This window comes from Thiocystis violacea, assembly GCF_016583575.1.
GTDB lineage: Bacteria > Pseudomonadota > Gammaproteobacteria > Chromatiales > Chromatiaceae > Thiocystis > Thiocystis violacea.
On record NZ_NRRG01000018.1, the window covers coordinates 29,314 to 53,143 of the forward strand.

The 23,830-nt window shown below is 61.8% G+C and carries 19 protein-coding genes and 1 pseudogene; 15 read left to right on the plus strand and 5 right to left on the minus strand.

Going from position 1 to position 23,830, the window contains the following annotated elements:
- Window positions 1-7 precede the first annotated feature (7 nt).
- From CKO27_RS10755 to CKO27_RS10770, 4 genes are read right to left on the minus strand one after another with little or no spacing between them, the layout of a single operon-like run.
- Window positions 8-352, minus strand: coding sequence for a hypothetical protein (locus tag CKO27_RS10755; protein ID WP_200374895.1), 345 nt, complete (start codon window positions 350-352; stop codon window positions 8-10).
- 38 nt (window positions 353-390) lie between these two features.
- Complete coding sequence (locus CKO27_RS10760; RefSeq protein ID WP_200374896.1) at window positions 391-1,020, minus strand: hypothetical protein; 630 nt, start codon at window positions 1,018-1,020, stop codon at window positions 391-393.
- Window positions 1,013-1,405: a TrfB-related DNA-binding protein gene (locus tag CKO27_RS10765; protein WP_200374897.1), complete on the minus strand. Its 393-nt coding sequence runs from the start codon at window positions 1,403-1,405 to the stop codon at window positions 1,013-1,015. Before CKO27_RS10765 ends, CKO27_RS10760 begins: the two co-directional genes overlap by 8 nt.
- Complete coding sequence (locus tag CKO27_RS10770) at window positions 1,402-1,602, minus strand: hypothetical protein (protein ID WP_200374898.1); 201 nt, start codon at window positions 1,600-1,602, stop codon at window positions 1,402-1,404. The genes CKO27_RS10765 and CKO27_RS10770 overlap by 4 nt, the downstream gene beginning before the upstream one ends.
- Window positions 1,603-1,993: 391 nt before the next feature.
- Here CKO27_RS10770 and CKO27_RS10775 point away from each other — a divergent pair, with 391 nt between their 5' ends.
- The 10 genes and pseudogenes from CKO27_RS10775 (at window position 1,994) to CKO27_RS10815 (ending at window position 15,963) form a co-directional block, all read left to right on the plus strand.
- On the plus strand, window positions 1,994-2,578 hold the full coding sequence (locus tag CKO27_RS10775) for a LexA family protein (protein WP_200374899.1): 585 nt from the start codon (window positions 1,994-1,996) through the stop codon (window positions 2,576-2,578).
- A 9-nt stretch (window positions 2,579-2,587) separates the two neighbouring features.
- A complete protein-coding gene (locus CKO27_RS10780) occupies window positions 2,588-3,850 on the plus strand; it encodes a Y-family DNA polymerase (RefSeq protein ID WP_200374900.1) in 1,263 nt (420 codons plus the stop codon).
- Window positions 3,851-3,905: 55 nt separating this feature from the next.
- Window positions 3,906-4,358: pseudogene (locus CKO27_RS25180) on the plus strand (SOS response-associated peptidase).
- Window positions 4,355-4,633, plus strand: a complete 279-nt coding sequence (locus CKO27_RS24965) for an SOS response-associated peptidase family protein (RefSeq protein WP_338115987.1) — start codon at window positions 4,355-4,357, stop codon at window positions 4,631-4,633. Before CKO27_RS25180 ends, CKO27_RS24965 begins: the two are co-directional and overlap by 4 nt.
- 168 nt (window positions 4,634-4,801) lie before the next feature.
- Window positions 4,802-5,002 (plus strand): helix-turn-helix domain-containing protein, encoded by a 201-nt coding sequence (locus CKO27_RS25275; protein WP_200374901.1) that lies wholly within the window; start codon window positions 4,802-4,804, stop codon window positions 5,000-5,002.
- Window positions 5,003-5,467: 465 nt separating this feature from the next.
- The gene (locus CKO27_RS10795) at window positions 5,468-9,109 is read left to right on the plus strand and encodes a DUF6575 domain-containing protein (protein ID WP_200374902.1); all 3,642 of its coding nucleotides are present in this window, start codon (window positions 5,468-5,470) and stop codon (window positions 9,107-9,109) included.
- Window positions 9,110-9,143: 34 nt separating this feature from the next.
- Window positions 9,144-9,902 carry a DUF4391 domain-containing protein gene (locus tag CKO27_RS10800; protein ID WP_200374903.1) on the plus strand — a complete coding sequence of 253 codons (759 nt, stop codon included), beginning with the start codon at window positions 9,144-9,146 and terminating at the stop codon, window positions 9,900-9,902.
- Between the two features lie 10 nt (window positions 9,903-9,912).
- Window positions 9,913-11,841 carry a site-specific DNA-methyltransferase gene (locus CKO27_RS10805; protein WP_200374904.1) on the plus strand — a complete coding sequence of 643 codons (1,929 nt, stop codon included), beginning with the start codon at window positions 9,913-9,915 and terminating at the stop codon, window positions 11,839-11,841.
- Between the two features lie 55 nt (window positions 11,842-11,896).
- Window positions 11,897-12,976 carry a PDDEXK nuclease domain-containing protein gene (locus CKO27_RS10810; RefSeq protein WP_200374905.1) on the plus strand — a complete coding sequence of 360 codons (1,080 nt, stop codon included), beginning with the start codon at window positions 11,897-11,899 and terminating at the stop codon, window positions 12,974-12,976.
- On the plus strand, window positions 12,973-15,963 hold the full coding sequence (locus CKO27_RS10815; protein ID WP_200374906.1) for a type III restriction-modification system endonuclease: 2,991 nt from the start codon (window positions 12,973-12,975) through the stop codon (window positions 15,961-15,963). Before CKO27_RS10810 ends, CKO27_RS10815 begins: the two co-directional genes overlap by 4 nt.
- Before the next feature lie 242 nt (window positions 15,964-16,205).
- Here the strand turns inward: CKO27_RS10815 and CKO27_RS10820 are convergent, their stop codons facing one another.
- Complete coding sequence (locus CKO27_RS10820; protein ID WP_200374907.1) at window positions 16,206-17,339, minus strand: hypothetical protein; 1,134 nt, start codon at window positions 17,337-17,339, stop codon at window positions 16,206-16,208.
- 42 nt (window positions 17,340-17,381) lie between these two features.
- Between CKO27_RS10820 and CKO27_RS10825 the strand changes: the two genes are divergently transcribed.
- The 5 genes from CKO27_RS10825 to CKO27_RS10845 all read left to right on the plus strand — a co-directional run bounded on the left by CKO27_RS10825 (window position 17,382) and on the right by CKO27_RS10845 (window position 23,825).
- Entirely contained in the window at window positions 17,382-18,293 is a 912-nt protein-coding gene (locus tag CKO27_RS10825) for a competence protein CoiA family protein (RefSeq protein WP_200374908.1), read from the plus strand.
- Between the two features lie 340 nt (window positions 18,294-18,633).
- On the plus strand, window positions 18,634-18,999 hold the full coding sequence (locus tag CKO27_RS10830) for a DUF1883 domain-containing protein (protein WP_200374909.1): 366 nt from the start codon (window positions 18,634-18,636) through the stop codon (window positions 18,997-18,999).
- Window positions 18,996-19,847, plus strand: a complete 852-nt coding sequence (locus CKO27_RS10835; RefSeq protein ID WP_200374910.1) for a hypothetical protein — start codon at window positions 18,996-18,998, stop codon at window positions 19,845-19,847. Before CKO27_RS10830 ends, CKO27_RS10835 begins: the two co-directional genes overlap by 4 nt.
- Complete coding sequence (locus CKO27_RS10840) at window positions 19,844-20,422, plus strand: hypothetical protein (protein ID WP_200374911.1); 579 nt, start codon at window positions 19,844-19,846, stop codon at window positions 20,420-20,422. The genes CKO27_RS10835 and CKO27_RS10840 overlap by 4 nt, the downstream gene beginning before the upstream one ends.
- A gap of 1 nt (window position 20,423) precedes the next feature.
- Window positions 20,424-23,825, plus strand: a complete 3,402-nt coding sequence (locus CKO27_RS10845; protein WP_200374912.1) for a UvrD-helicase domain-containing protein — start codon at window positions 20,424-20,426, stop codon at window positions 23,823-23,825.
- Window positions 23,826-23,830 lie beyond the last annotated feature (5 nt).

Sequence of the window (23,830 nt, forward strand, 5' to 3'; positions counted from 1 at the left end):
TCCCGCGCTACGCCTCGCTGAGCCGCTGACGGATCGGCGATGAAATGATCTCATCCAGGAGCTGCGCGGCCGCCTGGATCGGATCATCGTCCAGGTCGATCTCGAACGGCTCCCCGAGATCCGTCGCGGTCATCCCGCGCATCGCCTCCTGGGGTTGCGCGTGGAGCCTCGCCAGCAGCAGGTCCGGCTCATCGATCGTCGGCATCTCCAGGGCGTTCGCCTCCAGGGCGTGGCGGATCAGCGCCACGCTCGCCAACTCGATCCGGGGGCACCAGGGAATCTTGTTCGCGCTCAGGACCTCGGCCGAGCGCTGATTGAGACGGTGGCTGTTCAGGGTCGCGTAGGTGTTCATGAGGGCCTCCCGGTCTTGCGGTTGATGGCTCCGTTCACTCAAACCAGATGCGTTTCTGCGTCGTCGTCGGCCGCGCGCAGATGACCGTAGGCCCGCTCCAGATAGTCCCCGACGAGCAGCGCCTCGTCGCTGCCGTTGGCACAATAGCCATCGGCGCGGGGTTGCTCCAGGAGGCTTTCGAGCCCACAGGCGTCGGCGATGAAGTTTTGGAGGATCGCCTCGACGGCGAGGCCATAGTGCTCGGCAAGGTCGAAGAATTCAGGCGGGACAGCGAGCCTCACCGGCACGGTGTCGTCCTCAATGAAGGCCCCGTCGCTGCCTGGGAGGATCCCACGCGGGGCGGTCCACCCGTTCAGATTGGCCGCATTGCTCCAGCCGATCCGCGCGCCGTCATCAAGCTCCACGACGCGGCGCAGGCTCTGGTCGAGATAGGCCTCGAAACGGTAGCCGTCCAGCGCCGCGTCCCACCGCGCGACCCCAACGCGGTCGCCCGAGCGCGTGCGCCAGTCGCCGCCGCCCGCGCGGACCGGCAGCGCAATCGCGCGCCCTTGGTACGCGAGCACCAAGCGCGGCGGGTCCGTCCGCACCTCCACAAGCTGAGCGTCGTAGTACGTCGGGTGCGCGACCGCGCCGGCGATCATGCGGTCGTGGGTGCTGTTCTCAGGCATTGTCGTGGGTCTCTCGTTGGCCTTGCGGTTGCTCCAGCGGGCGCGGATGACCGCCCTCATTCGCGCACTGACGCAGCGCCTGGGCCACCGCCTGGGCGTCGCCCGGAGCGCGCGCGAGGCGCTCCGCCAGGGACTGCACCTGGGCCGCAATCTCAGGCGGTAGCCAGCACGCGACCCGGACCCAGTTTCTCGGAGCCCCAGCCGCCGCCGCCTCCACGCGCACGATGATCTGATTGATGCGCTGGCGGGTGAGCCCATGGTGGCGAGCGACCTCGGCCTGGTCGAAACCCTCGACCAGGACGGCCCTCGCCGCCTCGATCGCCGCAGGGCGCATGCGTCCCAAGCGCGTTCTCAGCGCCTCGAACTGGTCGTCTGTCCACCTCAAGCGTCCTGTCTCCAGTAGGCCATGTGCCCTTTCGGCAGCAAGCCCGCCTCGGCCTGTGCGGCTTCGACCGCCGCATGGCCATACGTCTTGCTCAACGCCACCAGCAGGGCGCGACCGGCCTTTCGATCATCCGGCTCCCGCGCGCGCATGCGCCGAGACGCCTCGATGACGCGCTCTTTAAGCGTGTCGTCGTTCATCGACCGAGTCTCCATGCGCGCGCCGATCGCGCACCGCGCGCGGCGTGACCGAGCGGCTGCGCGACCACGTGGCATCGCTCGGCGGGCGCGCCGTCGTGCCGGTTCAGCCTGTTCATGGTGACCTCGAGCGATGGTTCCGGGATGCGGTCATGATCAGGCATCAGGGCTACAACGTCAATACTTGTTAATATAAAAAGCGGATGGGTGCCTGGGCGCTGGAGTCGCGAGGGGGTCTCCGAGGCGTTGCGCTCGCCAACGACGGATAGCGCGAAGCGGGTGCGCGCCGAGCGCCGCCTGGACGCGACGGCGGCATCGCTCGGGATCGGCTCCAAGCCGCGCATCACCTCTGTTATGATTGTTGTACGTCATTCATAAAATGCCCCCGCGCGCCATGCCAGACCCTTCCCCCACGTCCCGAGGCGGTGCGCGACCCGGCGCCGGCCGCAAGCCGGGCTTTGGCCGCTATGGCGAGCCCACCCAGCCGCTCCGCCTGCCGATCACCGCCCTGCCCACGGTGCGCGCCTGGCTCAGCGCGCGGGCGCTGGTGGCGGGCGGGGAGGGCGCCTTGACCTTGACCACGGCGCCGAGTGTCCTGCCACTGCCGCTCTATGGCGCGCGCATCGCCGCCGGCTTTCCCTCGCCGGCGGATGATGACCTGGAAGGCACCCTCGACCTCAACGAACACCTGGTCGCGCACCCGGCCTCGACCTTCTTCGTGCGGGTCCAGGGTGAGTCCATGACCGGGGCGGGCATCCACAACGGGGATCTGCTGGTGGTCGATCGTGCCCTGGAGGCCCGCTCGGGATCGATCGTGGTGGCGGTGGTCGACGGCGAGCTGACGGTGAAGCGCCTGCGGATCGAGGGCGAGCGGGTGTGGCTGATGGCCGAGAACCCGGCCTATCCCCCGCTGGAAATCCATGACGGGATGGAGCTGTTCATCTGGGGCGTAGTCGCGCATGCCGTGCGCTCCTTCTGAGCGCCGGCCGTGTTCGCGTTGGCCGATTGCAATAATTTCTATCCTTCCTGCGAACGGCTGTTCCGTCCCGACCTGGAGGGGCGGCCGATCATCGTGCTCTCCAACAACGACGGCTGCGTGATCGCACGCAGCAACGAGGCGAAGGCGCTGGGCATCCCCATGGGGCTCCCGTTCTTCAAGCTCGATCCCAAGCAGCGCCGGCAGATGGTGGTGTACTCCTCGAACTACGCTCTCTATGGCGACCTCTCGCGGCGCGTCATGCAGGTGCTCACGACCTTTGCGCCGAGGATCGAGGTCTATTCGATCGACGAATGTTTCCTCGACCTGAGCGGCGTCGCGGACCCGATCGGCGAAGGGCAGCGTATCGCCCGCACCGTGCGCCAGTGGACCGGGATCCCGGTCTCGGTCGGCATCGCCCCCACTAAGACGCTCGCCAAGCTCGCTAATCGCCTCGCGAAAAAGGGCCAGAGCCCCGATGGCCCGGTGCTCGACTGGTCGCGCCTGGAGGATCCGGCGGCGACCCTGGCGGGGATTGCGGTCGAGGATGTCTGGGGCATTGGTCAGCGTTGGGGGAAGCGCCTGCGTGCGCTGGGCATCGCTGATGCCCTGGCCGTGCGCGCGGCCGAGCCGCGCTGGCTGCGGCAGCAGTTCGGCGTGGTCCTGGAACGCCTCGGCTGGGAGTTGCGCGGGCGCTCCTGTCTGCCGCTGGCGGCGCTCCAGCCGCCCCGGCAACAGATCCTGGTCTCGCGCAGCTTTGGCGCGGCGGTCTCGACCCTGCCCGCGCTACGCGCCGCCGTGACCCGCTTTGCCACCCGCGCCGGTGAGAAGCTGCGTGCCCAGGGGCGCTGTGCCCCGGCGCTGACGGTCTTCATCCAGACCGATCCCTTTGACCCGGCCAGGCCCTTCTACGCCAACGCTCTGACCTTGCCCTTTGCCATCCCGACCCAGGACAGCGCCGCGCTGATCCGCCAGGCCATACGCGGGATCGAACGACTCTTTCGACCGGGCGACGCCTACCGCAAGGCCGGCGTCTTGCTGCCGGATCTCCGCGCGGCCGAGCCAGGCCCGAGCGACCTCTTCGCCGACCCTATCGCCGACCAGGCCGCCGCGCGGCGCATGGCCGCGCTCGATGCGATCAACCGCCGTTTCGGCCGCGACACGCTGCGCGTCGCCAGCGAGATGATCGGTACCGGCTGGCAGCGGCGCGCGGGGCGTATGTCGCCCAGCTCGACCACGCGCTGGAGCGCCTTGCCGACGGTGCGGGCATGCTAGATTGGATGGCAAGACCATTCCCGTTCCCGCTTCTCTGAGTCGCTGAATCGCTGCCATGTGCGGTCGCTTTGCTCTCTTCAGTTCAGGTGCCGCGCTGGAGGCGCAATTCGACGCCACGTTCGGCGAGGAGGCCCTTGCGCCTTGCTACAACATCGCGCCCAGCAGCCAGATAGTGGCGGTACGGTAGCGCGCGACCGGGGAGCGTGAGTTCACCCGACTGCATTGGGGACTTATCCCCAGTTGGGCGAAGGATCGCAAAATCGGCGACCACACGATCAATGCGCGGGCCGAGACGGCGGCGGAGAAGCCCGCCTTTCGCGCCGCCTTCCGGCAGCGCCGCTGTCTCATTCCAGCGGATGGCTTCTACGAGTGGCAGGCGAGCGCGACCGGCAAACAGCCCTTTTTCATCTGCCGGGCCGATCGCCAGTCGTTCGCCTTCGCCGGGTTGTGGGAGTCCTGGAGCGATCCCGCGAGCGGGGCGCTGCTTGAAGCGCCACCCTCATCGTGACCGCCGCCAATGATCTGGTGCGCTCCATCCACGACCGCATGCCGGTGATCCTGTCGCCCGCCGACTACGCCACCTGGCTGGATCCGATAGCAACGCGGCCCGCGCCCTTGAAGGCGCTGCTCACGCCCGGCGAGAGCGTGTGTGATCGACCGCCCAAAACCTCGGTGCTGACTGGCAGGGCGACGGTTCAGCGGGGCCGTGGCCACGGCAGGACGGACAGTGCGAGCAGCTCCGACGTGGGGCTCAGGCAGCAAGACAGGAGCGGCTCCAATTGACCAGAGCGGTCACTCGCGAGGCTAAGTCGAGCGACTCTTCAACGCGGTTATGTGAAGGTTTACATAACCGCGTGATCTGCCCTTCCCGGCATTGACCCACCTGACCTGCCGGCTTAAGCTTCTCGCCTGGAAAAGGCTGGAAGTGAATGGAAAACCCGGAGGCCAACATTGGCGGAGCTGCTGACCGTCCAAGAGGTAGCCCACCTTCTCAAGCTGAGTGATCGCACGGTCTACGCGATGTGTCGGTCGGATCGACTGCCGGGCATCTCCAAGGTTGGGGGGAAGTGGCGGGTGGATCGAGAGAAACTCATCGTTTGGCTGGAGAGCGGCGGGGAAGTGGAAAAGGGAGCGCGAAGAAGGCATGGATGATCGGTCTACAAAAGATTCAGTAGGAGGCACAGCGCCGGGGCCAGACAACCGGCAGATGCCGGTCCAAAACGCTTGGCCCGACTATTTCCCGGAAGGTTGCCCGCCACTCGAAGCGACAACTGCGAGCAGGGTCGTCCTGCGCGTCGTCGCCAACGATCCACCCACAGCCCAAGACTTTCTCCCTTGGTGTGTCGAGAACGGTCGACTCATAGCGGGCAAGGCCTGCCAATCCTGCAGCCTTTCCGTCTTCGACGACATGGATGGCGTGCTGCGCCTGCAAAGACGAGTCCCAGCCCATCGGGGCAAGCCAATCGCGAGCGGTGAGCTACGAGATCTCATGGGGGTAACAAAACCCACGCCGTCCAGTACGAGCCCCACCCACCGGTCATGGTGGCTTCCCGACGGCCTTGACCCGTCTTCGGCTTTCCGTGTCATCGCCCCGGCGGACATGAAGGAGAGAGGTTGATGGCTGACATCTCCTTCCCGCAGATTGGCGACATGGAGCTCGTCGAAGTCTGCGAGTTCTATGACGAACCGGTGTTGTTCGTCTGTCGAGACCTGACAGAGCTGCTCTACCTCGCCGTGTTGTCAGAGCAGACATCAGATCACAAGACGTGGCTGCTGACGGCGTTGTCGCCTCGCCGTCTCGCACAGCTTCGGTCGGGCGAAGTGGATCTCTATGCCGCGTTCAAGCAGGCCGAGCGGGGGCAGGTGTACAAGGCCCGCATCGCCCGCGCCTCCGATGAATCGCCCATCGCCACCTGGATTCCCTGCGCGCAGCTCACCGACGAGGCACTGCCCGTGCCGGGGGAGCATCTACATTCCGATCCGCAGACGGCCGTCGAGGTTGAGACGGTAACCGCAGACAGCCACCCTCAGCCGACCGCCGCGTTGCTCGACAACAAGGCCCATGGCCGGGTCATCGATGCACTCCGACAGGCGCTGGAGGGCGCAGCCGAGGTCGCAATCCTCACCAGCGAATTCTCGATCTTCGCCTTCGATGAGCTTCACAGGGCACTCGCAACGCCCAAGCACATCCGAGTCCTTCTCACGCCCGGTTCGTCGGGAGACCAGGCCCCGCCCGTTGCTGCTCGACTGCTTGGCGGCGTCGAGGAGCTTAGCTACCGCAATAAGCTCATGGCTGCGCACGTCGCTCAGAAATGCGCGGAGTGGATCGAGCATCGCGTCGACGTCAGCGGTGTCCAGGCAGCCGTCCCGGATAGCCTGTACCTCGCCTCCAACAGCCACCGCCGCACGGCCATTCAAGGCAGCTCCACGTTCACCGCTCCGGGCCTCGGCCTCGTTCCGTCCACGCGTTTCGAGATGAACACACTGCTCGAAGGAGAAGCAGAGGTCAGCGGCCGACGCGCCCTCTTCGACGACTTGTGGAACGACCGCCACCTCACCAGGGACGTGAAGCCTCAGTTGCTGGCCGAGCTGCAACGCATCTACGCTCCGAAGTCCGCTCAGACGATCTACTTCGCCATGCTGCACGCCCTGTTCGAGGACAGCCTCGAACAGCTCGACGAGGACCGTATCGTCAAATCGAAGACGGGCATCCGCGACACGCTGGTCTGGCGGAAGCTCTATCGTTTCCAGCGCGACGGTGTCCTGGGCGCGATCGACAAGATCGAGCGCTACAACGGCTGCATCATCGCCGACAGCGTGGGGCTCGGGAAAACCTTCGAGGCCCTGGCCGTCATCAAATACTACGAGCTGCGCAACGATCGCGTGCTGGTGTTGTGCCCGAAAAAGCTGCGCGAGAATTGGACCCTTTACACGGTCAACGACAAGCGCAATCTCTTCGCCGCGGACCGCTTCAACTACGACGTGCTCAATCACACGGACCTGACCCGACAACAAGGCACGTCCGGCGAGATCAATCTGGAGACCATCAACTGGGGCAACTATGACCTGGTGGTCATCGACGAGTCCCACAACTTCCGCAACAACCCGCCGAAGAAAGACGGACTGACCCGCTACAAGCGGCTGATGCGCGAGATCATCCAGGCCGGTGTGAAGACCCGGGTCCTCATGCTCTCGGCCACGCCGGTCAACAACCGGATGAACGATCTGAAGAACCAGGTGGCCTTCATCACCGAGGGGACCGACGACGCGCTTGACGAAGTTGGCATCGTCAGCATCGAGCAGACGCTACGGAAGGCGCAGACGCGCTTCAACCAATGGCTCAAGCTGGACGCAGATGGGCGTACCACGGCTTCGCTGCTGGAGTCGCTGAACTTCGACTACTTCAAGCTCCTGGACCTGCTCACCATCGCCCGCTCCCGTAAGCACATCGAGAAATACTACGACCTGGCCGAGATCGGCGCCTTCCCGCATCGAAGCAAGCCGATCAACGTCCGCGCGGACATCGACACGGCCGATCTGTTTCCACCGCTGCGCGAGGTTAACCGCGACATTCGCCGGCTGACGCTCAGCGCCTACGCCCCGATGCGCTACGTGCTGCCCGAGAAAGTCGAGGAGTACAGCCGTCGCTATGACATGAAGATCGCCGGCGGGCGCACGTTCCGGCAACTGGACCGTGAAGAGAGCCTCATTCACCTGATGCGGGTGAATCTTCTCAAGCGGATGGAAAGCTCGATCCATTCGTTCGCCCAGACCGTCGAGAAGTTGCTCGGCAAGGTGAACAACCTGATCGAGCGGATCGACACGCACGACGTCTCCGCGATCGAGGAACAGAGCATCGAGGACATCGATCTCGACAACGATGACTTCGACCAGTACCTCGTCGGGACCAAGGTCAAGGTGCTGCTTCAGGACGTGGACCTGATCCGCTGGAAGCAGGATCTAGAGGAGGATCAGACGATCCTGACCGGACTGCTCCGCGAGGCCCGACAGGTCGGAATCCAACGCGACGAAAAGCTCCGCCGTCTCAAGGAACTCATCAGCGACAAGGTCGCCAACCCGATCAACACGGGCAACCGCAAGGTGCTCATCTTCACGGCCTTTGCGGATACGGCCGAGTACCTCTACCAGAACATCGCCGACTGGGCGAAGCAGGCGCACGGCCTGCATAGCGCCATCGTGACCGGCCGCTCAGGGCGCAACAAGAGCAATCTCAAGGGACTGCGCACCGATCTCGGCTCCGTGCTGACCGCCTTCTCTCCCATCTCGAAGGAACGGGCACAGATCGACGCAAGTCTCATCGTGGAGATCGATCTCCTCATCGCGACCGACTGCATTTCCGAAGGCCAGAACCTCCAGGACTGCGACTACCTGGTCAACTATGACATCCACTGGAACCCGGTTCGGATCATCCAGCGCTTCGGGCGCATCGATCGGCTCGGATCACGCAACGACACCATCCAACTCGTCAACTTCTGGCCGAACATGGAGCTCGACGAGTACATCAACCTCGAGGCCCGCGTGTCGGGCCGGATGGTGCTGCTCGACATCTCGGCGACCGGCGAGGAGAACGTCATTGAGGAGAACCCGCAGGACCAGATGAACGACCTTGCCTATCGCAAGCGCCAGTTCGAGGTCTTGCAGGAGCAGGTGATCGATATCGAGGATCTCGGGGGCGGGATCTCGATCACCGACCTGACCCTCAACGACTTCAAGATGGATCTCGGCAACTACCTGAAGCACCATCAGGAGGAACTGGCCAGGTTGCCGCCGGGGGTCTTCTCCGTCGCCATCGACGATGCCCTGCTACAGGACTCGGAGATCAAGCCGGGCGCGTTTTTCTGCCTGCGCAGCGACAACGCAAAGGTGACGGTCGATTCCACCTATGCCCTGAGTCCGCACTTCCTGGTTTTTGTCGCCGATGACGGCGAGGTGGTTCTCAACTTCACCCAAACGCGACGCATCCTCGACGTCGTCAAGAAGCTCTCCCTCGGGCGCTCGCAACCCGATACCCAGGCGCACCAATTGCTCGCCGCTCGCACCCGCGGCGGCGCCGAGATGGCCCATTACCGCGGTCTTCTGGAACGCGCAGTCGCCGCAATCTCCGGAAAGGCCGAAGAGAAGGGCGTAGAAAGCCTGTTTCAGCGGGGCGGCACCGCCATGAGCCGCGATAGTCATCGGGGGCTCGATGACTTCGAGGTCGTCGCCTACCTGGCGGTACTGGAGTCGGAAGGCGCGTAGGCCCGAACAGTCATCCCCAAAAGCAGTCAACCGCATGGATCACAACAAGGACGCTTTCTACGACCAACTCGGCCTCCCCGAAGCCAGTCTGCTGGACAAGCGCATCGCCAAAAAGATGGTGTTGGAGCATGGCCAACTGACCAATGCCGACAAGAAGATCCTGTCCAGCGACGTCGTCAAACTGACCTGGAAGTACACGCTGAAGGCCAGCACCGTGCAGGTGCTTCCTTACGAAGACGCTGACCGGGAATACCTGGAAGTCGCCCTCGTCGAGGCGGAACTAGGCAGTCGCAGCCGATCCTCGCGCATCGCCGAGCTGCTCCAACGCGCAATTCCCTATCCGGTCCTGCTGGTGATGGTGGAAGGAGAGGGCTTCTGCGTGAGCGTCGCGCACAAACGCTTCAGCCGCGCGGAGCGCGGCAGCATCGTGGCGGAAGGCTTTCTCTGCTCACCCTGGATCGAGCCGCCACTGTCCGACATTGACCAGGCATTCTGCGCGGCACTGGCCTTGCGCCGCCTTTCGCAGATCGACTTCTATGCCCTCTATCGCGGCATGCTGAATGCAGTGCTGGCCAGGATCTGTGCCGAGCTGACGGGCACCTTCGTGATCGACGCAGGGCAGTCCGAGACGGACCGTAGGCAACGGCTCGAACAGTGCCATGCCATGGAGCGGGAGATCGGCCGCCTCCGCGTGGCCCTCCCCAAAGAAAACGGGTTCGCCGAGAAAGTTGAACTGAACACGCGGATCAAAGAACTCGAAGGCCGACTGGCCCGAACCAAGACCGAACTCTAAGGACGACGACATGAAGAAGCTGACCCGCGAAGACGGCGCATCACCTGATCTCGTGGCGGACAACATCGAGCGGCTGCGGGAGCTTTTCCCTGAGATCTTCGCGGACGGTCGCATTGACTTCGATGCGCTCAAGCAAGCGCTGGGCGAGTCTGTCGACGACCGGGAGGAACGCTACTCCTTCACCTGGCACGGCAAGAGCCGAGCCAAGCAGATTGCGCAGACGCCATCGAGCGGCACGCTGCGCCCGTGCCCCGATGAGTCGGTCAACTGGGAGACCACCAAGAACATCTTCATCGAGGGCGACAACCTGGAGGTGCTGAAGCTCCTGCAGAAGAGCTATCACCGCAAGGTGAAGATGATCTACATCGATCCGCCCTACAACACAGGCAAGGAGTTCATCTATCCGGACAAGTGGCAGGACAACCTCGACACCTATCTGCGTTATACCGGGCAGGTGGACGATGAGGGGTTCAAGGTTTCGGCAAACGCTGAGACGTCAGGCCGGTATCACACGAACTGGCTGAATATGATGTATCCGAGGTTGAAGGTGGCTAGGAATCTTCTGCGAGATGATGGCGTCATCTTTGTTTCTATCGACGATCATGAATCTCACAACCTTCGGCAACTGATGGACGAGGTCTTCGGCTCCGAAAACTTCCTCGGCCAAATTAGCGTGGTAAGTAATCCGAGGGGAAGACAATCCGAGATCATTGCGACAACCCATGAGTACGTGCTGGGATTTGCTCGGGAAATTGAGAATGCCGCAATCCTTGGAGAGCGCTTGTCGGATGAGGCGGAGGGAGACTACAAGTACTCGACTCCAGACGGGCGCCGCTATCGGACCAGAGGGCTTCGGCACAGAGGAAACGCTTCACGCCGGGTAGATCGGCCAAACATGTATTTCCCGATATACGTGGACCCAAACTCAAGGACTGTTTCGCTCGTGCGGAGCGGCTCATTCACGGAAGAAGTCTTGCCAAGGAAATCCACTGGACAGGATGGACGCTGGGAGTGGGGACCGGAGACGGTGCAGCACAGGCTCAACCGTCTGGAAGGCGTGTTCATTTCTCACCGAGGTGAGTGGGACATCTATCAGCGCGAATACTTGGAGGACGAGTCTGGCGGCACGCGCAGGATGAAGTGGAAGTCCATTTGGGACGAGAGCGAGATCAACTACCAGAACGGCAAGGGCGAATTGAAGGAACTGTTCGGAGAGAGCCCATTTGACTATCCAAAACCCACGTACATGCTGGCGAAGCTGATTGAGGGGGCGACATCTATCGGTGACGTCGTGCTCGATTTTTTCGCGGGCTCTGGAACGACAGGCCACGCCTGCTATATCCAGGGAGTCGCTGAGTCGATCAATCGCAGATTCATCCTCGTTCAGCTGCCTGAGTCCACCGGACTTGACGAATATCCTACTATTGCAGATGTTGCAAAGGCTCGATTGCATGCCGCATCAGCTGCACTGACGGGAAACGGCCCGAGCCATCAAAAGAACATGCTGACGTTCGACAGCGACCTCGGCTTCAGAGTCTTCAAACTCTCCAGCAGTAACATCAAACCCTGGGATGCCGAGTTCGACTCGATGGATCAAGACCTCCTTGAGTCCATCGACAACATCAAGTCCGACCGCTCCGAAGACGACGTGCTCTACGAGCTTCTGCTCAAGTACGGCCTCGACCTCGCCATTCCGACCGAGACCCGAGACATCGAAGGACGCAAGGTCACGCTCATTGGAGCCGGCGCCCTGATCGTCTGCCTGGCCGACAACATCACGCTGGAGGTGGTTTCCGGCATCGCCGCCCTGAAGGATGAGCTCCAGCCAGAAGTCATGCGGGTGGTGTTCAAGGACGCCGGCTTCGCCAACGATGTGGTCAAGACCAATGCCGCTCAAATCTTGAAGCAAGCCGGTATCGACGACGTCAAGTCGCTTTGATGCTGCATGGTCGGTCACGAGTGGCGGTGCCGGAATCTTGGTCGGAGCGGATGACATGAGTGAGAGAGACACACTCGATCCGCACGCCGCGGAGTATCAAGACTGGCTGAGGGCACTCAAGCGCAGGGTGCGTCAGGTTCAGCTCAAGGCGGCCGTCGCGGTTAATCGGGAGCTGCTGAGTTTCTACTGGGCGCTGGGCACCGATATCGTCGAGCGGCAAGAGAACGCGGCCTGGGGTACGGGTTTTCTCCAGCAGTTGAGCAAGGATCTGATGGCGGAGTTCCCAGGGGTGAAGGGGTTTTCGCTCAGAAATATCAAATACATACGCCAGTGGTTTCTGTTCTATTCCAGCGCGGCGCCAAATGGGCAACAGCCTGTTGCCCAATTTGAGACGTCACCTATCGCGCAGATCACCCAGATCCCCTGGGGGCACAATCTGGCGATCATCTCCAAGTGCAAGTGCATCGACGAGGCGCTCTACTACGTGCGGAACACCATCGCGCATGGCTGGAGCCGTAGCGTCTTGACTCATCAAATCGAGAGCGGTCTGTGGCAGCGTGAAGGCAAGGCGATCACCAACTTCACCGAGGCTCTCCCGGCCCCGCAATCAGACCTGGCGATCCAAACCCTCAAAGACCCTTATGTGTTCGACTTTCTGACCCTGACCAAGGATCACAACGAGCGCGAGCTGGAAGCCGGCCTGATCGAGCACATTACTCACTTCTTGCTGGAGCTTGGCGCGGGGTTCGCCTACATCGGCAGGCAGGTGTCCCTACAGGTGGGAGCGCGCGACTTCTTTCTCGATCTGTTGTTCTATCACACGCGGCTGCACGCCTATGTGGTTGTCGAACTCAAGACCGTTGATTTCGAGCCTGAACATGCCGGCAAGCTGAACTTCTACCTCAAAGCGGTGGATGCTCAACTGCGCCGCGAAGGCGATAGCCCTAGCATTGGCATTTTGCTCTGCAAGAGCCGGGACAAAACCGTCGTGGAGTATGCCCTGAGCGACATCCATAAGCCGATTGGCGTCTCCGAATATCAGCTTACCCGGTCCCTGCCGGAGGATCTCAAATCCAGCCTGCCTAGCATTGAGGAACTGGAAGCTGAACTGGAAAAGGACGAGGACAGCGCATGAAGATCAAGTTCAACCCCGATCTGGACTTCCAGGCGGATGCCGTCGCGTCCATCGTCGATCTGTTCGAGGGCCAGGAGACCTGCCAGACCAACTTCACGGTCGGCGGCTTGGACGCGGCGCCACAGATGGATTTTTACGAGCACCATCTCGGCATCGGCAACCGCCTCAAGCTGCTCGACGAGGACATCCTCTCGAACATCGGCAAGGTCCAGTTGCGCAACGGCCTCAAGCCTTCGACGACGTTGGGCGATCTCAACTTCACCGTCGAAATGGAGACGGGGACGGGCAAGACCTACGTCTACCTGCGCAGCATCTTCGAGTTGCATCGCCGCTACGGCTTCACCAAGTTCATCGTCGTCGTGCCCTCCATTGCCATCAAGGAGGGCATCAACAAGTCGCTCCAGATGACCGATGAGCACTTCCAGGGGCTCTACGACAACGTCCGCTTCGACTACTTCGTCTACGACTCCCAGAAGCTCGGCCAGGTCCGGAACTTCGCGACCAGCGACTGTATCCAGATCATGGTCATCAACATTGATGCCTTCCGGCGGAGCTTCACCGACCCCGGTAAGGAGTCGAAGGCCAACATCATCCACCGGCCGCACGATCGCATGACGGGCGCCAAGCCGATCGAGTTCATTCAGGCCACCAACCCCATCGTCATCATCGACGAGCCGCAGACTGTCGATACCACGGCGAAGAGTGCCGAGGCACTCGCTTCGCTCAACCCGCTGTGCACCTTCCGCTACTCGGCGACCCACCGGGACAAGCACCACCAGGTTTTCCGACTGGACTCGGTGGATGCCTACGAGCGCAAGCTCGTCAAGCAGATCGAGGTAGCGGGGATCACGGTCGCCGACAGCCACAACAACGCCTATGTCCGGCTGATCAGCGTCGACAACAAGAGCGGTATCTCCGCCCGTATCGAATACGACGCCATCCGCAAGGGCCAGATCACGCGGGAGCAGAAAAAGGTCAAGACGGGCGTCGACCTGGTGGAGCTGTCCGGCGGCAGGGACGTCTACGACGGCTACATTATCGAGGACATCTACTGCGCCGAGGGGCAGGAATACATCAGCTTCACCGGCACCGAGGCGGTCGTCCGACTCGGTCAGGCCATCGGCGAGGTCGACGACGATCAATACAAGCGCCTGCAGATCCGCAAGACCATTGAGGAGCACCTCGACAAGGAGCTCCGGCTGAGACCGAAAGGCATCAAGGTGCTGAGCCTCTTCTTCATCGACCGCGTGGCCAACTACCGCTCCTACGATGCGGATGGCACCCCCCTGAAGGGCAAGTATGCCGTGATGTTCGAGGAGGAGTACGCCAAGGCGATCAAGAAGCCCAAGTACAGCACGCTCTTCGAAGAAGTGGATCTGGAGACCGCGCCGGAGGGCGTTCACAACGGCTACTTCGCCCAGGACAAGAAGAAGGACGCCGGGGGCAATGCCCGACTCAAGGAGTCAAGTGGCGACGGAACGGCCGCTGACGACGAAGGCGCCTACAACCTCATCATGCGCGACAAGGAGAAGCTCCTGAGCTTCGACTCGAAGCTCAAGTTCATCTTTTCGCACTCGGCGCTTCGGGAGGGATGGGACAACCCAAACGTGTTCCAGATCTGCACCCTGAACGAGACCTCGTCGGTGATGAAGAAGCGCCAGGAGATCGGTCGCGGTCTGCGCATCTGTGTCGACCAGGAGGGCGAGCGCGTCTATGGATTCGAGGTCAATACGCTCACGGTCATGGCGAACGAGTCCTACGAGGAGTTTGCCCGCAAGCTGCAGAAAGAAATCGAGGAGGACACGGGTCTCCGCTTCGGTCTGGTCGAGAAGCACCTCTTCGCCAACATCCCGGTTCAGGACGCGAACGGGGAACAGCAGCCGCTCGGCGTCGAGGCATCCACGGCGGTCTGGGAGCACCTGAAGAACGAGGGGTATGTCGACAAGCAGGGCAAAGTGACCGACAAGCTCCGAAGCGCCCTGAAGGATGACTCATTGGAGCTACCCGGGGCCGTGGCTGAGCAGGCTGGACAAATCACTGCCTTGCTCAAGAAGGTGGCCGGCAGTCTCAACGTCAAGAACGCCGACGAAAGAACCAAGATCAGCCTGAATAAGGGACGCTTTCTCGGCGATGACTTCAAGGCGCTTTGGGACCGCATCAAGTTCAAGACGACCTTCCGCGTGAGCTTCGATACCGAGGCCCTGATCCAGACCTGCGCGGACGAGATCAAGAAGAGCCCAGTGGTCACCAAGGCCCGCTTCGTCTACCGCAAGAGCAAAGCCGAGATCAGCCGTGGCGGCGTTGGCATGGGCGAAGCCGCCCAGCAGACCCACAACTACGACGCCGAGCACATGCGGCCGCCCGATATCGTCTCCTTCCTGCAGAACGAGACCAACCTGACCCGGCGATCCCTCGTCGAGATCCTCCGCCGAAGTGGCCGGCTCGGGGACTTCAAGCGTAATCCGAACAAATTCATCGAGCAGGTTTCCGAGATCATCAAGAACCAGATGCGCCTGTTCATCGTCGACGGGATCAAGTATCACCGCATCGGCGACGAGGCGTTCTACGGGCAGGAGCTTTTCAAGGATCAAGAGCTCTTCGGGTACCTCAGCAAGAACATGGTGCAGGCAACAAAGTCGGTCTATGACCACGTCGTCTACGATTCGGACGTCGAGCGAGAGTTCGCCGAGAGACTGGACCAAAGCGGCGACGTGAAGGTCTACGCCAAGCTCCCGGACTGGTTCAAGATCGAAACCCCACTCGGCACCTATAACCCCGACTGGGCGGTGCTGGTCGAGCGTGAAGGCATCGAACGCCTGTTCTTCATCGTGGAGACGAAGGGCAGCCTGCTCACCGACGCGCTCCGCCCGACCGAGCAGGGAAAGATCGACTGCGGAAAGGCCCACTTCAAGGCGCTGGGAACCAGCGTGGGCTTTGCCGTGGCGAACTCTTATGACAGCTTCGAGGGTACGTTCGACGCGAGCTAACTGGCGAAGCCTCCGAATGCGCCGAGCGCTAAGTGGCTGGAGGGATTCGGCCTTGCCCATAACTCCGGCCACCGCGTCAGGACGAACCACAGCTGCCCCGCCGGATTGCCGATATGGGCGAGGATCTACTCGACCGTATAGACATTAAAACGCCCGCTTTGCCTTGGACTTCTGCCTTTGAGAACCCGGGAACCGATGGCGCCAATGGGTTGTTTCCGTCCGATGTTTGCAGGTCGCTACAGTTAGCGTTCCGGTCGCTGATGCTTCCCATACGGGTGTGGCCAGTGCAAATAGATACCGGTTCTCAGGACGGGGTCGAAGGAAAACACATGCTCGGTGGGCGATGCCTCGCAACGCCCGACCAGCCGACGCGGGAACTGCCGGCCGCCGGACTGTATGCGGACCTTTCTCTGGCATAGCGGGCAGACCGCGATGTAGCGCTTGACGAAAACGCGGTTCGCGTGGTGCTCCTCATCCCGCTTCAGTTCGATGACGCGATCGTCATGCCCGGACCAGTCTTGGAATGGCTGCGGGGCGATGGCGATCCGGTTCTCGACCACCCGCATGAACCATCCCAAGGAGGCCCAGACTAACGCGACGACCATGACCAGCGAGATGCCTGTCTTTACGACCGCTTGCATATCCGGAGCGTAGGACAGCGAGAGAATCGGCAGCGCCGTAACGGCAAGGATGAAAATGGCTACCGGAATGGCGACCGAGAAATAGATGGCCTTGCGGGCACCATTGAGCAGGATTCCGCTCTCCGCGAGACGCTCTAGGATCGGGCTTCTCGTCGCGGTATCAGTGTAGTAGCGAACCGTCGGCGCCTCTGTCTCTGTCGGTCTGACGAGATCGCTCCCGGTGAGTGAGCGCGGCAGCGCTTCGGGGGACGTGTCGACACGCGAGGCAGGATATTCGAATCGAAGCCAGTAGCGGGAAGGAGGGCCGCCTTTGCTTTGGTCTTTGCCGCACTTCGGAATCACGACCGGCCGCTGATCCGCAAACCTCTGTGTGACCCCCTCCTGCCGCTCTCCCCAGATCTTGTTCGCGGTCTTCCAGTAGCCCCTCACCTTCTTGCCGGCCTCTGCCGTGTCGGGCTCACGGCTTGCGTTGTGATACCAGTCTGGCCCTCCATCCCGCCCCACCTCCTCTGCAATCTCAAGCGCCGTGTAACCCTCTTGAGCCCGCTCCGGGTAGCGCTCGACTAACGCGCACAAAGCCTTGAGCAAGCGAAGCCCGTGGCTACGAACACTGCCGCGCCGTTCCTCCCAGGCGCTCATGATCTCACGGAGGTAAGTGGCTGATTCTTTAATATCCGAACCCGTTTGAAACCGGTTTCCTGGCTGTTGGGGCTCGGCGTCCGCGTCGAAACTCACTTCCGCACTCTCCTTCAACTCAATCGCTTCGAGGTATCAAGCATGGAAACCGGAAACCTATTTCAGAAATTCGGAATCGACAAGAACGGCCGCGTCGTCTCGGTACAGGACGTGCTGCGGGGCAAGGCGTGTGAATGCTGCTGCCCGGTGTGCGGCGAGATGCTGATCGCCCGCCAAGGCGACGTGCGGGTGTGGCATTTCGCCCACGAAGGCGGGGCGGACTGCGAGGGCGCCTCTGAGGGCGCTCTGCATTGCGCGGCGAAGCAGATCGTCGTCGATCGAGGCAGGATCGCGGTTCCCGCCTTGGAAGTGCGCATGCGCCACCAATTGGCGGACGGCCGAATCGGAGAGGCGGCTGCCGCTATCCCCAGCGAGACCTGGGACCTGAATGACCTGTGTACCGAAGTGTCCGTAGGTTCTCTCCGCATCGACGTGGCAGCGACCCGCGACGGAGCTCCTCTCTTCATCGAGATCGCCGTCACCCATTTTGCAGACCAGCACAAGGAGCAATCCCTGGGAAACCTTGGTGTTCCTTGCTTCGAGATCGCTTTGGATGGGCTTCACGCCGAAGAATGGGATTGGCAGACCCTCGAGCACCAGGTTCTCTGGTGTTCCGAAAATCGTCACTGGTTATTCCATCCTGAGATTCAGCGCCTAGAGCGGGACGTTCAGCGGATGGCCATTGCTAAAGCGTTGGAGGCCGCACCGCTGGCTAGTCATGCCCCGTCACAGTTGAAAGGGCGGCTCTACGGCTGCCCGATCCGGTTGACCGATCGGGGTTGGGGACTGTGTCTTTGGTGGGCATGGAGCGAGCAAGTCAACCCGATCCTAAAGGCCGTCGCGAAGAGCTTCGGCGGTCAGTGGAGACCTCAGTACAAAAACTGGGTCATTCCGTTGGGCTCCAAGGCGGCAATTATTTCCCAACTTAAGGAACTGGGCGCTGAATTCGATTAGCGTCCCATTTCGCTCGCCCTCATCATAGTGCCCACGCGCATTAACCAAGCAACATGGTTGTGGTTGTTCGTTGACAGTGAGACGTGTCCGCCTATGTTGACACATAACACATTATATTGTGTTTGACATCCTACGTGATCTCAATATCATGTGTAGTACACATGAAGACTCTGAGGTTATTCCTATGGCTTCAAGCAACAGCCACACCGGGCACCGTAGCTCTAAGACGGGGCGTTTTGTGAAAGAGAGTACGGCTCGTCGGTCTCCGGCGACGCACCAGAAAGAATCGATTCCTAACCCTGGGAGAGGCGATACGGGTCGGTCGAAACGGAAGTAAGCGATGACCGCACTGTTCATCGGGAGATCCTTCATCTTGAAATTCATCCATACCGACCTTGTTTACAGGCAGAAAGGTGAGATCGTAGAGATATCTTTGGCGAATGGCGCAAATGTGCGACTGATGGACAGTGCGAGATTTCCCCGATACAGAGCGGGACACGATCATCGCTATTACGGTGGGCTCGCGAAGCGCTCTCCGATCAATCTGGCCATCTCGAACGCGTGGAGCTGGCATGTCGCGGTCGATGCGCAGGGTTTGCGGAGCAGAACGCGGGCGTCCATCCTGATATTGCACTACCCCCTGCCAGCGCTGGAAGAAACGCCCTGGTCGGCTGTTTGCAATGCGGGAAGCGAGGCTGGGAAATGAAGCAGTTGGACGGAGCTGTAGGCACAGGGCAAGACGTGCGCCGCACGGGCGAAGCGATCGTAGCTCCATTGCGCAAACGACGCCTCAGCGGCGAACTCTACGAGCGCGACTCGAAGATAGAAGTGCTGATCGCCGAATTGGCGGTCCTGCCGCATGACGAATTGATTGCCAGAGCGGGAATCACCGAGCGCTCCGACCCCGGCTACATCCCCAGCGAATGCCTCGTCTACTTCATTCGTGCGAGCCGTCACGATGACAACGAGGCGTTGTTTGAACGCCTCTATCGGATACTGATGAGGCGAGTGCTGCACAGCTTGCCCAAGGCGGAAAGCTCTGATGGCAAGACGGAATCACTGACGCGCGGGGCCGTACGCGACAAGGTGTTCGGCCAGTTCGTCGAGTTCCTTTCGGCGGATCGCATCGACTATGTCGACAAGCTCGACTACTTCGAGGTGCGCTTCGACGGCGCGCTGGCAAACCTGCGGCGCGATGCACAGAAAAATGCCTGGCGCGACGAGAATCGTTCCCAGCCCCTCGAATATGACGAGGAGAGTGGTGCACTGGCACCCGAGGTCGAGGCAGCCGCAGGGATCTACGATCCTTTTGTCGCGTCGGATTTCGACGATCCGGCTTTCCGGTCGCGCCTAGATGCCGCGATTGAAGCTCTGCCAACAGAACAAAGCAGGATCATTCACATGCTTACACAAGGCTTCCCCATCGACTCTAAGGAGCCGGACGTTATGACCATCACCAGGGTTCTGGGTCGCTCGGAAAGAACCATCCGAACCTACCGCGACAAGGCTTTCGCCGCTCTGCGAGCGGCAATGGCCGACGGAGAAGAGCGGTGAGCCCCGCCGGCGGCCGTCCATCCCGCGAGTCCGTGCTCGATGCGTTCGCGGTCGAGAGCGAGCCTGGCCGCTCGACTTTGGAACGTTATCTGCGGCTTTATCCGGAATATGCTGAAGACATCATTGACCTCTCGCGCGAACTCAGCCGTGAAATTCCCGAAGACGTCGCACCGCTTTCTGCCGCCGATCAGGCGCTGATCGATGCCGCCTGGTTGCAACACGCGAAGGCGATGCCGGCGGCGCCGGTCGACCCTTTCGCGGCGCTGACGGTCGAGGACTGGCGCATAGTCGCCAAGCGTCTGGGTGTGCCCCGGCAGGTTGTGACCGCTCTACGCGAACGGCGGGTCTCTCTCGTCAGTATCCCGCAAGGCTTCCTGGCGACGTTGGCTGAGGCGATGCGCAGCTCTGTGGCGCAGTTGGAGGCGTCTTGGGGCTCGACTCAGTTGGCCGGAGTGCGCAGCTATAAGGCCGACAGTAAGCCGGTGGTCGGCGAGCAGGTCACCTTCGAGCAAGTGCTGATCGATGCCGGCGTCTCGCCCGAGAGGCGCACTGGGCTGATGGAGGGAGCGAACTGACATGGATGGCGTGGAACTCGCCAGGCAAGCCGCCGCCGAGCTTCACGCTTGCCTCGTCGCATCTGGCGCTGATCCCTGGTCGCCCTATGACTTTGCTGTCGCCGAGGCCAAACGGCGGGGGATCGACGTCGAGCCGACGGCGGCGGGGGCCGCTATGCTCAATGGCGGTCGTGCGACCTTTATCGCCGCCGATGATCTGATCCTCCACGAGGATATCGGATCTCAGTTCGAACAAGCCTTCCTCGTGGCGCACGAGATCGGCCATATTGAGCTTGGCGACGATCCTGATGACGAACCGGTGCCGACAATTGCTCCGGCCCGCGCAACTGAACCCTCGCCGGTCGGTATGGATAGGGTTGTCGACTATGGACACAGGCAACGCCGCGAGGTCCAGATGGATCTGTTCGCGCGCGAGCTGCTGCTTCCCCGCACCGTCGCGTGGGCACTCCACGTCGACCAAGGGCTCTCCGCCTCCTCCATCGCGGCAAGGCTCGGCGCGCAGTTCGAAGTCGTTGCACAGCAGTTGTTCGATGCGCTGCTGCTACCAACGGTACCTCCTGCCGCGACTGCGACGCATATAGAACGGCCGCTCAATCCGCTGCAAGCGGCGGCGGCGGGGCATCGTGGCGAAGCTTATCTGCTCGAAGCAGGTCCTGGCACCGGCAAGACGCAGACGCTGATCGCGCGCGTCGAGGGCCTTCTGGCAGAGCACGTCGATCCGAGGCGGATCTTGCTGTTGACCTTCTCGAACAAGGCGTCGGGCGAAATGGCAGAGCGGATCGCGCGCAAGGAGCCCGAGGCGGCGGCCGCGATGTGGATCGGCACGTTCCATGCATTCGGCCTCGATATCATCCGTCGCTTCCATGTGGAACTAGGTCTCCCAAGAGATCCGCGGATGATAGATCGGACGGAGGCGCTGGAGCTCCTCGAAGATGAATTCCCGCGCCTGAGGCTCGCGCATTATCGCAATCTCTACGATCCGACCCAGATCATCGCCGACATGCTGGCCGCCTTCTCGCGAGCAAAGGATGAGGTGGTCGAAACCGAAACTTACGCCGCGCTCGCCGAGGCGATGCTCGCCAAGGCGGCGGGCTCCGAGGCGCGCAAGGCTGCTGAGCGCGCTAGCGAGGTGGTTCGCGTCTACGCCGCCTATGAACAGCTGAAGCGCAGCGCGCATTGCGTCGACTTCGGAGATCTTGTCGCCCTTCCAGTTAAGTTGCTCGAGACCAATGCAGCCATCCGTGAAACGCTGCAGGCGCAATATGACCACGTCCTCGTCGACGAATATCAGGACGTGAACCGCAGCAGTGTGCGCTTGCTGAGCGCGCTGCGGCCAAGCGGTCGCAATCTCTGGATGGTTGGCGATGCCAAGCAGTCGATTTACCGTTTTCGCGGCGCCTCATCATTCAACATGAGTCGGTTCGGCAAGGAAGACTTTCCCGGCGGCAAGCGCGGTCGATTGAAACGCAACTATCGTTCGACGCCCGAGATTGTTGCCAGCTTCTCCAGCTTCTCTATCACGATGCGAGGCGGTGATGCGGACAGTGGTCTCGAAGCGGATCGAGACTCCAATGGGCATAGGCCAGAGTTGCGCACGGTGCAGCGCGCCGAACAGCAGCAGGTCGCTTTGGCCGACGCAATCGAGGAGCTCAGACGCGAGGGCTATGCCTATCGCGACCAGGCGGTCCTATGCACCGGCAACGAAAAGCTGTCGACGATCGGGCAGGATCTCGAACGGCTTGGCGTGCCTGTCCTATTCCTGGGCAGTCTGTTCGAGCGGGATGAGGTCAAAGATCTCTTAGCGCTCCTCTCGATCCTTGTTGACCGGCGGGCCATGGGGCTGGTGCGCATTGCCTGCTGGCCCGAGTTTGCCACCGCCTTCGCGGATGTGGTTGCGGTTTTTGACCATCTGCGCACGGCCGAACATGTACCGGCCAGCTGGCTGCGGCATGGCGAAACGATCCGCGGTTTAAGCGAAACCGGGCGGCAGGCCCTTGCCAATCTCGCGGCTGCGCTCGATGGATACGATCAGACGGCTACGCCTTGGACCGTGCTCGCGACGCTGCTGCTCGACCGCACCCGCATCGCCGCACGCTTCGGGAAGTCGGCAGATCTCTCCGATCGCACGCGCAGCATCGCGATCTGGCAGTTCCTCAACTTTGTGAGGGTGCAGCCGGCCGGACCCGGATTGCCCATTACGCGCCTGCTCGATCGCGTGCGCAGGCTGGTCCGGCTAGGTGATGATCGAGACCTGCGTCAGCTTCCGGTAGCCGCGCAACATCTGGACGCCGTGCGGCTAATGACCATCCACGGCGCTAAAGGCCTAGAGTTCGGTGGCGTCCATATCCCGGGTCTCAATAGCGACACCATCCCGCGCACGCCGTCTGCACCGTCTTGTCCTGCACCTGAAGGAATGATCGCGGGGGCAGAAGGCGGCGCGCTGGAGGCGTTTCGCGCCGGCCAAGTCGAGGAGCAGGAATGCCTCTTTTATGTGGCTCAGTCACGTGCCCGCGATCGCCTGATTCTTTATGCGCCGACAGAGAAGAGTAACGGCCACAATCGACCACTTTCACCATTCCTAGACCGCCTCGGAGCCACCTTGACACACCGTTTTCTGTTGCCTGAGCGGGCGCTTCCCGTGGCAGCGGAAGCGCGGGGTGTCGACCTGGTCATCGACGGCCGGCTGAGTTTCGGGGCTTCACAAATCGCTCTTTATGAATCCTGCCCGCGGCGTTTCTTCTACACACATATTTTGCAGGTGGGCGGACGGCGGCCCGCAACCGCCTTCATGTCTCTGCACGAGGCGGTTCGCACAGTCATCGAGACGCTAATCGCGTCAGATGTCCCCGTAACCGAGCGGAACCTGGAAGAGCATACCGACGCGGCGCTCGCCGGCCAGGGGCTGGCCGACCACGGCTACTGCGCTGAATTCCGCGATCTAGCCCTAGAGATGCTGCGCTTCTTCCTGGCGAGCCGCACCGATGCGGTCGCCGAAGCGCCGGTCGCATTGAGTCTTAATTTCGGAGGAGAAGAGATCATCGTTCAGCCGGACGAGGTGCTGGTGCGGCCGGATGGTACCCGGTGCGTGCGGCGTATCCGCACGGGTCACATGCGGTCAGCCGAGAGCAAGGATGTCGGTGCGGCGGCGCTGCTGCTAGCGGTCAAGCAGGCTTTTCCCGGCGCAGTCGCGGAGCTCGTCCATCTTTCCGACGGCGAGGCGCACGCGCTCGCCTTGTCGGACCGTGAGTTGAAGGGGCGTACGCAGAAGCTAACCAAGTTTCTCGGTGACATCCGCGCCGGACGGTTTCCGGCTGAACTCTCCTCGCGCACCTGCCCAAACTGCCCGGCCTTCTTCATCTGCGGGCAGACCCCAGAGGGTCCCTTTCAAAAAAAGTTCGCCTGACCTTA

Coding starts and splice junctions, on each gene's coding strand:
- CKO27_RS10755 (WP_200374895.1), bottom strand. CDS start 352: ATGAACACCTACGCGACCCTGAACAGCCACCGTCTCAATCAGCGCTCG.
- CKO27_RS10760 (WP_200374896.1), bottom strand. CDS start 1,020: ATGCCTGAGAACAGCACCCACGACCGCATGATCGCCGGCGCGGTCGCG.
- CKO27_RS10770 (WP_200374898.1), bottom strand. CDS start 1,602: ATGAACGACGACACGCTTAAAGAGCGCGTCATCGAGGCGTCTCGGCGC.
- CKO27_RS10775 (WP_200374899.1), top strand. CDS start 1,994: ATGCCAGACCCTTCCCCCACGTCCCGAGGCGGTGCGCGACCCGGCGCC.
- CKO27_RS10795 (WP_200374902.1), top strand. CDS start 5,468: ATGGCTGACATCTCCTTCCCGCAGATTGGCGACATGGAGCTCGTCGAA.
- CKO27_RS10800 (WP_200374903.1), top strand. CDS start 9,144: ATGGATCACAACAAGGACGCTTTCTACGACCAACTCGGCCTCCCCGAA.
- CKO27_RS10805 (WP_200374904.1), top strand. CDS start 9,913: ATGAAGAAGCTGACCCGCGAAGACGGCGCATCACCTGATCTCGTGGCG.
- CKO27_RS10810 (WP_200374905.1), top strand. CDS start 11,897: ATGAGTGAGAGAGACACACTCGATCCGCACGCCGCGGAGTATCAAGAC.
- CKO27_RS10815 (WP_200374906.1), top strand. CDS start 12,973: ATGAAGATCAAGTTCAACCCCGATCTGGACTTCCAGGCGGATGCCGTC.
- CKO27_RS10825 (WP_200374908.1), top strand. CDS start 17,382: ATGGAAACCGGAAACCTATTTCAGAAATTCGGAATCGACAAGAACGGC.
- CKO27_RS10830 (WP_200374909.1), top strand. CDS start 18,634: ATGACCGCACTGTTCATCGGGAGATCCTTCATCTTGAAATTCATCCAT.
- CKO27_RS10835 (WP_200374910.1), top strand. CDS start 18,996: ATGAAGCAGTTGGACGGAGCTGTAGGCACAGGGCAAGACGTGCGCCGC.
- CKO27_RS10845 (WP_200374912.1), top strand. CDS start 20,424: ATGGATGGCGTGGAACTCGCCAGGCAAGCCGCCGCCGAGCTTCACGCT.